Below are 13,611 nucleotides of genomic sequence, written 5' to 3'. Positions count from 1 at the left end.
TATCCTGCTGCGGTGGAAAGTTATGTAGCTTAAACCCTCTCAGTGAGTACAGCAGGGTAATCCCATTGGAATCGAGTGATAAAATTACCCAAAATTTTGGGTAATCGCGCCCCCTCCTTATAGGACGGCTTTCTTTTTAAGTTAAAACTTGACAGTTTTCACGAAGCGTGTTAGTATAAAAAAATAACAAAAAACAATTAATACTCTAGATAAACAAGAGCTTAAAATAAGTAGATGATGTAAAAAATAAGCTAAGATATCAGCTTATTGCATAATCAAATCTAACGATTTGGATATCTACGAAAACATAAGATCAAGAAAAAGTTTATCTAACTTGTTAAGTATATTAGGTACGGTGGGGTTTGAAGTTACCGTAATCAGAGGGTCGCCTTTATATTTTTAGGGTTATGCAGAATAGGGATCAAGGTTTTGTACTAAGGCGACCCTGTCTTGATGCAGCGCGGTCTTGGGGTTTCCCCCAAGACCGCGCTGCATCGCTCTGATAAGGTTTCGTTTCCGGCACACCTAAACCTAGGTCATAGACCAAGTACGCTTGTGGAGAGGAGACCTCTATTTTTTCTGGCTCCGGCCTGGTTAAACAAGTCACCTCGTAGAAGCAAGAATCCCCGTCCTTCCAGGGTGGGGAGTGTCAATGTAAAATAACCGGAAACTTGACAGCACAAGGCGAGTTATAAAGCGCACAAAGCCAGATAAAATTGAGCTAAGTGCAACAGGGATATCATTGATGAGCTACTGGAGAATATTCTTTACCCTTCTCCCCGCTGGATTTCCTGGACAATCTCTATTTGAGTACCCATAGCATCCAAGGTGACTACAGCTCCCTTGAGGTTGAGCAACTTCAGCAGTTGTGTCAACACAGCCTCGATTGTCGGAAAGTTTCCTTCTACTCTTTATTTCTTTTGTCAAGTACAATTTATACCAAATCCAATGGGATTACCCTGCATTAATCAGAATCTGATTGACCAAAGGTCACGCTACGCGAACGCATTTCTGTTGAACCTGATTACTCGGTAACTTTCGGGTCAATGCCCATCACCCTTAACCGCTCTGCTAGCCACTGTGACCGTTGTCGTTCTTGCTCTATGAACAACCTTGGCTGTTGTGCTTGTTGAGCCTCCCTTTCCGTAGAGGTCGGAATTCAATCAAATGTGAATTCTCAAGTGTGAAGTGTGAAGGTTGGGTTGTTTATTTGTTCACCTTTGGCCTCCCTGATCCTTCACAAGAATGAACAGCCCTAGAGGCTTCAGCCGTGGGAGGATGTCAAATACCCATGTTCTAGGAGAAATTCCGGGGACATTTCATCCATCGCTTCAGCAGCTGGTACTCGATTACCCAGCAACTTATCGACATATTTCCCTAAAATGTCACTTTCAATATTCACCCAATTGCCAGTCCGTAAGTGGCTAAGATTGGTATGGGTGTAACTATGGGGAATCACCGCTACTTTGAACCAACTGCCGTTGGGGTCACACTCAGCAATCGTTAGGCTGACCCCATTGACAGCAATGCTACCCTTAGGAACAAGATAACGGGCTATCTTATGCTGCCACACATCCGTCAAAGAAGCTGGTGCTGTAAAGCACATTTCCCAGGAGTTTGGTGTTTGTAAAGATTGCGTTAAGCAGCCAATACCGTCAATGTGACCCGTGACAAAATGACCCCCTAGCTTGCTACCCACACGCAAAGACGTTTCCAAATTAACGTAGGAGGTTGTCTGTAGCCGTTGTCCGAGGGTGGTGCGCCCCTGAGTTTCATCAGAAGCAGTGGTCGAGAAGCCTGTGGGCAAAACTTTCTCTACCGTTAGGCAAATTCCGTCCACTGCTACACTATCACCAGGTTCTAAATCCTGTAAGATAACATCCATAGCATCAGAGGTACCGGAGACAATAAAGCGATCGCTTCCGATTGGTCCAATTGTGCCGAGGGCTTGAATTAATCCTGTAAACACTGTTGTTTATACTGTTCTTCTGTAAGCGGATGAACTGGTGCAACTAGACTGTTAGTAGGAAAAGAGCTGGCATAGGTTTGTATTTTTTTAGTGAAGTGGCCAAACAAATTTCCTGAGACTAAGGCATACTTGGAGAATACAATCTTGTTGATCTCACCGAATTGGATTCTCAAGGGCTAATCTTACCGTTGACCGGTAACGTGAAAAGAACAGATCTGGCAAGCGCAAGTTTCGGTGCCCGTCTGTACAGTACTAGTTTACCGCTTCGCTTTGATGCCCCTGATGCTGACCGTATTCTAGAGGCTAAGCTGATGATTGAAATGAGAGTTGCTGGCATTGCAGTAGATACTGTAACACGTAGCCCCATCGTGTTACTGAAAGATGTCTTAGATCGGCGTGCTCTGCCAATCTATATTGGGCAAGATCAAGCAAAGGCAATTATCAGTGCTTTGGAAAGACAAACACCACCCCGTCCCCTGACCCATGACCTAATGGTCAATTTTCTAGAGGAGTGGAGCATAACACTGGATCGTGTTATAATACACTCTCTCCAAGATAACACATTCTATGCCAGCCTATGTGTTAGTCAGGGTGAGACAAAGAAAGAAATTGATGCTCGACCAAGTGATGCCATCTCGATTGCCCTGCGCACTGGCAGTCCGATTTGGGTGATGGAAGAGGTGATTGCTGATGCTTCGATTCCTGTAGACCAAGATAAGGATGAAGAGGAGCGTAGAGCTTTTCGGGAATTTGTCTCTAATATCCGCCCAGAAGATTTTCTCCACCGTGGAGGATATAGCCGTGGTACCTAAAGCCAAAATAATGGGATTAAACGGGATTTAACAGCAACAATATTTCAATTTCTCTGAAAAAAATTATTGAGATGTTTCTGAAAGCCTTACCATTTAGCTGTTGGTGAGATTTTTTCTGATACTCTAATCCCGATGCTCTACCGCAAGTGAGCGTTGGCATAAATTGATATATCCCAAGCTATACCCCAAGCTATACCCGAAGCTATAACCGAATACAATCGATGGCCATCAACTGAGTTTTTTGCGCAACTGTTTTTTGGGCAACGTTTTAACCAAAGATTTGATTATTTCAGCAGTTGGGGAACATGCGTTATCGGCGGTTTGGTAAAACTAATCTCCAGCTTTCAGTATTTTCTTGCGGCACCATGCGTTGCTTAGCATCTGAGTCAAATGCTCAGAAGACAGTGCAACAGGCAATCGATCAAGGAATTAACCACTTGGAAACTGCCAGGGGTTACGGCAAGAGTGAAGAATACCTTGGTAATATCCTGAAAGCTGGATTGTCACTACCACGAGACCAGCTATATATCACCACCAAGATTCCACCAACCCCTGATGCTGATTTGATGAGTCAGTGGATTAATGATTCCTTAGAACGTCTACAGCTCGACTATATCGATTGTTTAGCAATTCATGGCATTAACACTGAGGAGCATCTGTCCTGGGTAAAGTCCGACAGCGGCTGTATGGCAGCTGTCCAAAAAGCCGTAGCCCAGGGACGTATAAACCATGTTGGTTTCTCAACCCACGGTTCAATAGAAGTGATTCTAGGGGCAATTCAGACAGATTTTTTTGAATTCATCAACCTGCATTACTATTACTTCTTTCAACGCAATGCTGCGGCGATTGAATTGGCTAATCAGAAGGATATGGGGATATTCATCATATCTCCTGCTGATAAAGGAGGCAAACTCTACACCCCACCACCAAAGTTAGAGAAACTGTGCCATCCCTTCTCGCCACTGGAACTGAACTATCGGTTTTTATTAAGCGATCGCCGCATTACCACCCTTAGTATTGGACCGGCTAACCCAGATGAGCTGACCCTGCCTTTGAGTGTGGCTAACCGAGATGAGTGCTTGAGCCCAATGGAAGTGGCAGCATTCTCTCGTTTGGAAACCCAATTGAACAATGCTCTAGGAACTGACCGCTGTAGTCAATGCTATGCTTGTCTACCTTGCCCAGAAACCATTAACATTCCAGAAGTCTTGCGGCTGCGCAATCTTGCTTTGGCTTACGACATGACCGAGTTTGGTCAATATCGCTATCAAATGTTTGAAAATGCTGGTCATTGGTTTAGGGGAGTCAAGGGAAACCGTTGTACCCAGTGTGGTGACTGTCTTCCCCGTTGCCCCGAACAACTGGATATTCCTTCCTTACTCTCTGATACCCACCAGCGTCTTAATGGTTCTCCTAGGCGTCGTCTGTGGGGATAAGGTTAGTTGGTTGTTCGCCCAAGGCAATTCGGTGTAGGGTAGGTTGAAGGTTGTTCGCGTAGCGTGGCCATTCGCGTAGCGTGGCCAATAGGCCAAGGCCAAGGTTGAAGGTTGAAGGTTGTTCGCGTAGCGTGGCCATTCGCGTAGCGTGGCCAATAGGCCAAGGCCAAGGTTGAAGGTTGAAGGTTGTTCGCGTAGCGTGGCCATTCGCGTAGCGTGGCCAATAGGCCAAGGCCAAGGTTAGTTGGTTGTTCGCCTTTGGCGTTCGGTGAAGGGTAGGTTATTTGGTTGTTCGCGTAGCGTGGCCATTCGCGTAGCGTGGCCAATAGGCCAAGGCCAAGGTTAATGGGTATCACTATTGATTTGACTGATGCTTTAGTGCATTCCTATGGATAAAAGAAACAACGTTACTAAAATAAATCCGTTTTACCTTGTGCCTTGTGTCTTGTGCCTTGTGTTTCTAGAGAGCTGTTTTCTGGTTGGTTGGAAGCCGGAACCACTTTTAGCTCAAAAGACTGTAGGAGTGCAGCCGGACACAGAAGCTGTGAATTTAAATGTCCTGCAGCCAGAGAATCTTCCTACTGATGGCTCTGTGATTACTGCTGATACTATCTCTCAAACTAAGCTCACTACTCCGAGTTTCTGGTGGGCTGATGAACAGTTTGGCGGTAAGCTACTGGATAATTGGTTAGCTTATCCGAGTAAACGCCGGGTAGATTTGGTAGTGAATCGCCAACTCTGGAGTCTGCTTAACTATCTCGGTAGGTATGCTTTTATTAACAAAATGGGAAACGTTGCCAGAGAGTATGACTACAATACCAGAGTATTTAACCAGCGAGGAAAGCCTTTAGGAGCTTATACCTGTGATGGTAATTCCATGTGCCAGGTGGAGGTATGTATTCCTGGTCAAGTACCTTTAGCTGGCCAAGTCTCGGCCTTTTGCCAGTTATCACAAAACTAGAATAGGTAATTGTCAAGTACTTCGCATTTCTTTCCACAAGGATTCATACTGCTTTTCTGTAGACTCTGGTAAGGGATGGAGAAATTCACACTTGTTGAGAATTGCTGCTTCTGGCAGCAGTAGATGATTAGATTGGATATCTTGTGGCAGCGTATTTCTTGGCATATTAACCAGAATCGGGGAAGCAGCATTAGTCAGTAGAGAAATTTGGTTGGCTGATTTGCTATCCCAGCAAAATTTAATCCACTCTTTGCTTAAATCCGACTCAGAGTTACTTTCTGAGGAGTCAGAAGCAGAGCTTACTGATACGGGTTTTACCCATACATCTGACCACAGGGCTGTTCCTGACTGAGGTACCACTGCCTCAATTTGGCGATCGCGTGTTCTTAGTGCCAGGATATCGGTAGACCAACCCACTGCAACCCAGGTATCCCCCAAAACTAGAGGTTTTAGGTAGTGATCCGAACTGTAGAATTTAACCTGTTTAGCCAGTTGTCGAAGTGCTGGTTTCAAGTCTTTGACTTGATTTAAATTCTGTTGATTATAGGATAAGCCTAGGTGTTTCAAGGTTAAACCAATCACTTCTCGGTGGTGGTCTAATACAGAAATGCGATCGCGTAAAGACTCACGCCACAAGTCACTCCAATCGGTAGGAGTCCAGCCTAAGGCTTTGAACTTGTCACGGCGATAGGCAATGACGGTAGCACCCCAGCGATAAGGAGCACCCCAAACTTTTCCTGAATTGTCTAGCTGACCAGTTTGGTCACCACGTTTGACCAGTTTCTGGTATTCTGGTGGCAGTTGTTTCCATCCTGGCAAAGTTTCTATGTTCAAAGGTTGGATCAATTCCTGCTCCATGGCTGACTTGAGCCAATAATCTCCTAAGGTAACTAAATCAGGACTTATCGGTTTCCTAGACCTAATCCGGATCAAATCTAGGAGGGAGCGATCTTGATTATTGTTGGGTTTGCCTTGCTCTTTCAAGGTTGTCAGGAGTTTGAATAAAGCAGATAGTTGTTTCTCCGGGTCAAAATTTAGCTTAGCCCGTAGTGTTAAGGTCTTACGAAATTCACCCAACAGCTGAACTGGGATTGAATTTTGCAACAGCCTTACCTTTAAAGAGGCTTGTTGTCCAGTACAACCAGATGCTAACTGACTAAGGGCTATGGTACTAGCACCTAGTATCAAGGAGCGTCGCTTCATAAGTATTTCTGAATTTCCTCTGGTTACCAACTATTTGACCTTAATTTACATTGGCTCAATAGCAACTACCATAGCTATTACCAATTAACTGACTTTTGTGACCTGTTAGGCCAACAACCATCTGCTAGATATGATAAATCTAATCAATTAACAACTACTCATAGTCTGGTTAACAAAACTAATCCAAGTCAAGGGCTAAGGCATCTGAATCTAATTTTACATCAATGTAACCTTACTTGATATCAATAATAGTTATACTGTTATTAATTTAAGTTTATTAAGAGTAAGCACGATCAAAAGAACGAAAACACCAGCTTGGTCTCCCTTTTCCTGCCTCTCCTCCCCCTGAACACACAGTCCTGTTTCAGAGCTAACTGTGACATACTCCCGACGTTGCCCTAACGGGACAACGCGGGCTTCTTGCCAACACCAGGTATCCCTTCGGTTGCTCGGCAAGCTTTACTACTGACGGAATGCCCTACCGCCAAATTTAATACATTGATCGCCGCATTCACATCCCTATCTGCTGTGTATCCACAATGAGGACAAGAATGAATGCGGTCTTTCAGTTTCTTTGGTACCTTTTTCCCACAATTGGAACAGTTTTGGCTAGTATTTCGAGGATTCACTGCAACTGTAAGTAACCCAGCATTTATGGCCGTAGGCCACGCTACGCGAACGGCTTTGGTTGACAGTATAGACAGGAATTGACCCCAGCCAGCGTCTAGTACAGACTTGGCGATTTTAGTCTTAGCCAAACCCTTAATATTTAACTTCTCATGAACAACTAGGTCGTGATTGTCTAGTAAGTTTTTCGCTGTTTTGAAGTGAAAATATTTTCTAGTATCGGCCACTTTTTTATGAGCTTTCCCTAGTTTAATAACAGCCTTTTTTCTGTTGTTGCTACCTTTTTTGGATCTGCTAACGGCTTTTTGAATCTTCTTTAGTAGTTTTTGAGCTTTCCGATAGTATTGAGGAATTGGCACCTCAGAGCCATCCGACTTAACCAGAAAGGACTTAAGACCCATATCTATCCCAACAGGACTAGAGGCGCTATCTACTGGGATAATATTTGGAACAGAATCATCCTGAATAGATAGTGTGACGTAGTACCCGTCAGCTTTTCGGGTTATGGTAGCCGTTTTGACTTTAAACCCTTCGGGGATAGGCCGATGGTAAATCATTTTGACCTTCCCAAATTTAGGAAGAGTCAAAATACTCCCAGTTATCGGGTTCTTAGAAAGAGCGGGGAAAGTCAACGATTTGTATCTATTTTTACTTTTAAATCTTGGCCTGCCACTTTTCTTTCCGTTACTGTCTCCTTTCAGGAAACGTTTAAAGGCTAGGTCTACCAGTTTAACGCAATCTTGCAAAACTTGAGACTGAACTGCCCCGTACCAAGGTCTATCCTTTTTTAGTTGAGGTAAAGTCTTTTTCTGAGAAAAGTAATCAGGATTATTTCTTAGTTCTGGCAAGTGACACACCAAAGGACAGGAGTTTATAGAACAACGATTTTGCTCATACCAGCTAAACCTATCAGCCAATAAGTAGTTATATTGATGACGGAGCATATCCAACCATCTTTCTACTTCCGCTTCTTGTGGCTTTGTTAATCTTAACCGGTACTGATCAGCTGACCTCATTGTTGCTATCTCCTATTTTTCGACCTACTATAAAGGTAACAAATGTTGTAACAGGTGTCAATTCAAAAATCAAATATCAACGATTTGTAATCAGAATGACTAATTTTGAAAAACAGCAGTTAAAACAGGAAGCCGACCGAAGGGGGATGACTTCATCTGAGTTGCTAAGAAGTTTAATAGCTCGTTTCCCTGAGCCAAAAAATACCTAGTCGGCAATTCCGTTTCACTTCATTGCCCCGCTATCATCCCGACGCTCACCTTATCAGGTAGAGCGCGGGGCTTCTCGCGGACTAGCTAAAAAATCTAGATCTGTAAGATAGAGTGATCGGGAGATAGAAATATCCAGATCAAGCAGTTAATGCACTGATTGGTTATCTTGTCAACTTCGATTACTTGACCATCTCTCTAGGAGTTAGATCAGGTAATGACATGGGCAAAAATATCCGTACGTTATGTATTAAAAATCACTAATGCCAAGGAATTAATTCCGAAAAAACCGATTGTGCTAATTGTGGTGCGGAACTTGGGATAAAAGACAATTATTAATTAAGGTTGAATTAATCAGGGTAAATATCAAGATATACAGCGGCTATCTGGCATTTTTGAAAAAATTACTCTGGAAAACAGACTCTAAGGAGTTTAGAACTGATTTTTGACAGATTTTTGGCAATAGTTAAATAAATCAGCAATTCATCGGATTTTCATCGTTAAGTGACTAGGATAAAAAAGAACTAAGTTATGGCAGTTTAAAATCCTATGGATGAATATCAAAATCAAATCATGGCTCTAAGTCATAGAGTAGATACGCTGTGCGAAGCCATCGAAAAACTCAGTTTGAAGGTTTCAGAAGGTCTTTCTGAACTCAAAAATAGTTCAAGGCAGGAAACTGAGCAATCTCAGCCAACTGGGCAACCGATACCCCGGACCCACGAAAGTCAAAGTGCCATTAACCTACTGACCCAACATAAAGATGTGCTGATTGATAGTAACTCTGGGCTAGGTAGTTTCTCTAGCAATAGCAACAATAATATCTCTGCCGATATTCAAGTCCAACGCTTAACTGCCCAACTTACAGCAGCCTACAATCGGATTGCTGCCTTAGAAGAACAACTCCTAGCACAGCGAATTCATTCCTAATTGCCAGTCTTCTCCAGATTAGCCTCAGGGTTCAAGGTTAATAGCTAAAACAAATCAGTGCCTCTGCCAAGGATTTTCTAACTAACTTGGTCAGACTGTAAAGTGTTTTTTAACTGGCTCCAACAACAATCACCTCAGAGAAAGACCATATTGCTCCACCAAGTTTTCAATGGCTTGAAGTAATTCAGCCGAGTTCCAACCCTTATAAAGGTGGGCTGCGATCGCACATCCTCCAGCACCCACACCTTCCTTGACATATCCTTGCTCATATGCCTGTAGCTGAGGATAACGAGACTGGGTAAAACTCAATTGTGTTGCCAAAAGGGGTACACTCCCAATATCTTGTGCTAATCCAACCGTGTCACCAGTCGAGTCTTCTGCCACCCAGCGAGTTGTTCCCACAACTACTTGTGCTGGTTGCCATGCTAGGGAATTACCCTCAGTAATACTGGGGTAAGCTAAAACCGACTCTGCCAATGCCTGTGCTAAGGTATAAACCGCTAGCATTTGGGTACCACCAGCGAGTAAAACGCCACAGCGACGACTAGCTGCCATTGCCATACCTGCTGCGGCAATTTGCATCGGATCTCCCACCGCTGCCACTAGCTTTAAGTGATCAAGTGGTGAGGGGGTGAGGGGGTGAGAGGATGAGGAGGTGACGGAGTATAAAGGTGCGGGGTCGTAGGGGTGAAACGGTGAATTTTTCTTCCTAGGTTCGGTTTCAGGAAGCTCCCCGGCTCCCCTACCCCCTAACCCAGCTCGTTGTAACCCCAGCTGCACCACGTCCCATTTTTGACCATGATTGCACTGGGGATGGCTACTGTTAACCTTGCCAGCTGCATCAATCCCCAAGCCAGTGAGCAGGCTAAGTGCGGTGGTAGTTCCCCCAACCACACACTCACTAATAATCAGATAGCTATCACCAACCACACTTGCTAGCTTTTCTCCCCACTGTAAACCTTGCTCAAATAGTCGTTTGACTGTTTCCAGGGGCAAGGCATTGCCAGAAGTTAGGCACTTAGCAGGAATACCACCTAAGTCAATCGCTGGTACTGTCGGAGGGTGAGGTAAACCAGCATTGAACAGATAGATCGGTAGGTTAAATGCCTCAACTACAGCACGGGAAATAAAGACAGGGGATACTCCCACAGTTAGAGGAGGAAGGGGATATTGAGGTTGGCGAGTAACTCCATTGACCAAAAACTCAGCATCAGCGATCGCAGTATACTGACGATCATCTGGGGTAGCACCAGCAGCAGAAATGCCTGGAATCAACCCAGTAGCAGTGAATCCTAAAATACAAGCAAATACCGGTGAGCATCCCTGATACTGCTGTAACCACCGTTTTCCCTTTACCTGCTGGGTATAAACTCGGATCATTAGTCCTTAATCCTTAGTCCTTAGTTCTTATATGAAATAGAAAAAACATACTACACTACAGATTAATTGTGGTTAAAGGTAACAGTTAACTTTGGATAAGTTAACAGAATAATTTACAAAAAGTCGCAAATAAAGTAGGAAATATTTAACTATTTAATAGTAATCCTTTTTATTTCACAAAAAAATAAAATTAGCAATATAATTCCATAAATTTAGATTAAATAAAAGAACGATTGCCATACTTACCACGGGCATAAACTGAGCTAAAGGTAATCAATCAAGCTTAAGCTGTAAGCTCCAAAGGCTCAGAGCTGATAACTGTTTGCGTAAAGCGTAGCCCCCAAGTAGCGCGTAAGCTGACCGTTGAAAGTATAACAAACAGTCTCTTCGCAATTACAAGCAGGGTAATCGCATTGGAATCGAGTGATAAAATTACTGTAAAATGACCGGAAACTTGACAGCACAAGGGGAGTTATAAAGCGCACAAAGCTAGATAAAATTGAGCTTTGTGCAACATGGAGATCATTGCTGAGCTATTGGAGAATATTCTTTACCTCCTTGGTCTTCCGAGATCTAGTTTCGCCACTGGACTAAGCTACCCTATGACTCAGCCACGCTAGCAGCCAGGATTTTCATTACTGAGTTATTGTCTATCCCAGCCCTGTAACGCTTCATCTTCAAACTCTGCTTGGAGGGTTCACGATCCACGTAAATTGACACTCAAACGACGCAACAAGCCGAGGTTTTCTGCACCATGACCCTGACGTACTCGACTGGCATCTTCATCAAAGGTGACATCAAGAACCCAATGTAAGCTATTTTCAATACAAAGCGTGGGAGCGAATCACTTGATTGTGCCGCTGGGCATCCGCTTCCAAGCTACTGAGGTACAACCTCACCTCTGTGGTTGTTTTGTTCCATAATTGTCTGTAAGAGCGAACCATCACCACTGTGGTTAAACCCAACCACTGATTTTGGCGATGTAAAGGTGGTAATTGAGTTACTGGCACTGCCCAAACTTCCCGGGTTTCCAGGCGATGATGCCCACTTTCAGTCGTTTGATCATAGCTGTAGTCAATCCCCTGCCAATGGTGAGCTTGAGCTTGGTCAAACCAAGCTTTTACCTGCTCACAGAGCTTACCTTGATTACCTTTGAGAGCCAGGACATAGTCCCCTTCTCCCCGCTGGATTTCCTGGACAATCTCTATTTGAGTACCCATAGCATCCAAGGTGACTACAGCTCCCTTGAGGTTGAGCAACAACAGCCTTCGTGGCACTGCGGTCATTTCATTGGACTTGCTCTCTACTTTTTGCGCTTGCTAGCACTAAACTATGCTCACTACTCCAGGCGCTGACACTATGCAACGCTTTGAGCTTCTTTTCCCGGTCATAGGAGCCTCTGGCTGTCTTACCATCTATATGAATCATCTCCAGATTTAATTTCTCTGTGATGCTGCTGATCCAATTGAGGAAGCTGTGGTTGAGTTCCTCTGGCTCTAGCTGGGACAATACTCTTCCAAAGGTATCGTGTGAAGGAATTCCATTGGGTATTTCCAGAAATTTCTCTAGCCACTCAAGCTTTGCTTTTCCATAGGTTTCTATTCCCACAAACCCCTCCGCTCCTGAGAGTATCGCGCTTGTTGGCTATGGTGATAATTGCCACTAGACTATGAGCTTTCCTTGAACCCACTCTCGGGTCTTCCAAATGTTGAAAATGCTTAATGACGCTTTTTCTGAGGATTTCTGCCTCTGGTTCTTCAATGGATGTCATAACGCCCTTGCCAAAGCCTTTTGCCATGATTAGTGACCTGGAAATGGGAATTGTTCTTCCCTATTATGGTAGCTTCGTCAGTTGTGCAACACAGCCTCGATTGTCGGAAAGTTTTATTACACTCTTTATTTCTTTTGTCAAGTACAATTTATACCAAGTTCAATGCGATTACCCTGCAATTACAAGTGACCAATGACTAATAGCTCAATCGTAATCCAGCAAAACTTTTACCCAGTTTGGTGGTCTAGGAATCGGGTTTCCTAATCGGTCGAGCATTAGTAAAGCTACAATATGCACTACAAATAAATAAATGGCATTGTTAATAATAATCATTACTATAGCCAAAGTTTGAACTAGAAATAGACTGGGCTGAAATAGCAACCCCAGCTTGACAAACCACCAATCCAATAATCCTGTCACCTGGGTCATCACGTAAACCCAGAGGTCTTCCCCCAATAGAATTGAGAACAACCAAAACCGAAAAAAGAAGCCTATTGTACCAATTAGCGTACCCATGCTAATGGAAAGCAGCCAGCTAGCTCGACGTTTCCAGAAAGCTCCCAGTTGTACACCCATCAGACCATAAGGGACCAAAAAGATAATACTGCGAGTTACTCCCATAAGCACTGATAGTAACAACCCCGAAACCAGTGCTGCCATCCAGGATGCCCTATTGCCCCTCCTTAGGTAGACTAAAGCAATCGGCACTGGGAAAAACATTTTGAGTATTGGTCCTAGAGGAAAGTAATAATTAATCAGCCAAATCAAGCTGGCAGTACTGGCCAGAAACGCTGTTTCTACCATGGTTATAGGTGTTTTAGGTCTAGGGTTTAGACCATTACTCAGGCTAGGGGAGTTAGCAGAAGTGGATTGTTTGTACACTGCCCTAGGTTCCCTCTTTTCTAGTGGGTGATTTGGCTCCCCAGTTAATTGATCCCCCATCTCAGTTACATCAGCATTGCTCTTAGGGAATTCCGTTGTTGATTTTGTGGGTTTGTTTTTAGATTGGGCAAAGAGATCTGGTGAAGCAGCTTGACCATCATCAAAAGAATCACTCATGCAAATTTAGGAACCTCTTGAGGAAAGGGACAGATGATAACAGAAGAGATACTGTTAAAGTACCCTTGCATCTTAGCCCATCTCAAATTTCTCCTCATTTGGAGATACCTTATATCCTGACTGCCTGACAGAAGTTCTCGAAAGCCTACAAGAACGGGATCTTTAAAAGCTCAGCTTATGCCCGCACTCGGACTAGGATTCGTTGGTGTTCGCGTAGCGTCGGGCTTTGCCCGAATCGCT

Annotated in this window: 11 protein-coding genes and 1 pseudogene; 4 read left to right on the top strand and 8 right to left on the bottom strand. The window is 43.9% G+C overall.

Going from position 1 to position 13,611, the window contains the following annotated elements:
* Positions 1-1,264: 1,264 nt before the first annotated feature.
* A complete protein-coding gene (locus tag F6K57_RS20825; protein WP_293025188.1) occupies positions 1,265-1,969 on the bottom strand; it encodes a riboflavin synthase in 705 nt (234 codons plus the stop codon).
* Positions 1,954-2,142: a hypothetical protein gene (locus F6K57_RS20820; RefSeq protein ID WP_293061845.1), complete on the bottom strand. Its 189-nt coding sequence runs from the start codon at positions 2,140-2,142 to the stop codon at positions 1,954-1,956. The genes F6K57_RS20825 and F6K57_RS20820 overlap by 16 nt, the downstream gene beginning before the upstream one ends.
* 138 nt (positions 2,143-2,280) lie before the next feature.
* On the opposite strand from F6K57_RS20820, the gene F6K57_RS20815 reads away from it, so the two are divergent.
* Positions 2,281-2,781 (top strand): bifunctional nuclease family protein, encoded by a 501-nt coding sequence (locus tag F6K57_RS20815; RefSeq protein WP_293070434.1) that lies wholly within the window; start codon positions 2,281-2,283, stop codon positions 2,779-2,781.
* 305 nt (positions 2,782-3,086) lie between these two features.
* Entirely contained in the window at positions 3,087-4,217 is a 1,131-nt protein-coding gene (locus tag F6K57_RS20810; RefSeq protein WP_293070405.1) for an aldo/keto reductase, read from the top strand.
* Positions 4,218-4,219: 2 nt separating this feature from the next.
* Here the strand turns inward: F6K57_RS20810 and F6K57_RS20805 are convergent, their stop codons facing one another.
* Complete coding sequence (locus tag F6K57_RS20805) at positions 4,220-4,573, bottom strand: hypothetical protein (protein ID WP_293070403.1); 354 nt, start codon at positions 4,571-4,573, stop codon at positions 4,220-4,222.
* 32 nt (positions 4,574-4,605) lie between these two features.
* Here F6K57_RS20805 and F6K57_RS20800 point away from each other — a divergent pair, with 32 nt between their 5' ends.
* Entirely contained in the window at positions 4,606-5,178 is a 573-nt protein-coding gene (locus F6K57_RS20800; RefSeq protein ID WP_293070401.1) for a hypothetical protein, read from the top strand.
* 12 nt (positions 5,179-5,190) lie between these two features.
* Here the strand turns inward: F6K57_RS20800 and F6K57_RS20795 are convergent, their stop codons facing one another.
* Positions 5,191-6,381, bottom strand: coding sequence for an extracellular solute-binding protein (locus F6K57_RS20795; protein WP_293070399.1), 1,191 nt, complete (start codon positions 6,379-6,381; stop codon positions 5,191-5,193).
* Positions 6,382-6,779: 398 nt separating this feature from the next.
* A complete protein-coding gene (locus F6K57_RS20790; protein ID WP_293070397.1) occupies positions 6,780-8,024 on the bottom strand; it encodes a transposase in 1,245 nt (414 codons plus the stop codon).
* A gap of 756 nt (positions 8,025-8,780) precedes the next feature.
* On the opposite strand from F6K57_RS20790, the gene F6K57_RS20785 reads away from it, so the two are divergent.
* Entirely contained in the window at positions 8,781-9,161 is a 381-nt protein-coding gene (locus F6K57_RS20785) for a hypothetical protein (RefSeq protein ID WP_293070395.1), read from the top strand.
* Positions 9,162-9,290: 129 nt separating this feature from the next.
* Here the strand turns inward: F6K57_RS20785 and F6K57_RS20780 are convergent, their stop codons facing one another.
* From F6K57_RS20780 to F6K57_RS20770, 3 genes and pseudogenes are all read right to left on the bottom strand, one after another.
* The gene (locus tag F6K57_RS20780) at positions 9,291-10,541 is read right to left on the bottom strand and encodes a nicotinate-nucleotide--dimethylbenzimidazole phosphoribosyltransferase (RefSeq protein WP_293070393.1); all 1,251 of its coding nucleotides are present in this window, start codon (positions 10,539-10,541) and stop codon (positions 9,291-9,293) included.
* A 600-nt stretch (positions 10,542-11,141) separates the two neighbouring features.
* Positions 11,142-12,312: pseudogene (locus F6K57_RS20775) on the bottom strand (ISAs1 family transposase).
* Between the two features lie 204 nt (positions 12,313-12,516).
* A complete protein-coding gene (locus F6K57_RS20770; RefSeq protein ID WP_293070391.1) occupies positions 12,517-13,371 on the bottom strand; it encodes a DUF2232 domain-containing protein in 855 nt (284 codons plus the stop codon).
* Between the last annotated feature and the right edge of the window lie 240 nt (positions 13,372-13,611).

The organism is Moorena sp. SIO4A5 (assembly GCF_010672005.1).
In the GTDB taxonomy this organism is placed as follows: Bacteria; Cyanobacteriota; Cyanobacteriia; order Cyanobacteriales; family Coleofasciculaceae; genus Moorena.
The sequence above is the reverse complement of the archived record's forward strand: the minus strand, read 5'-3'. Positions and strand labels throughout refer to the sequence as shown.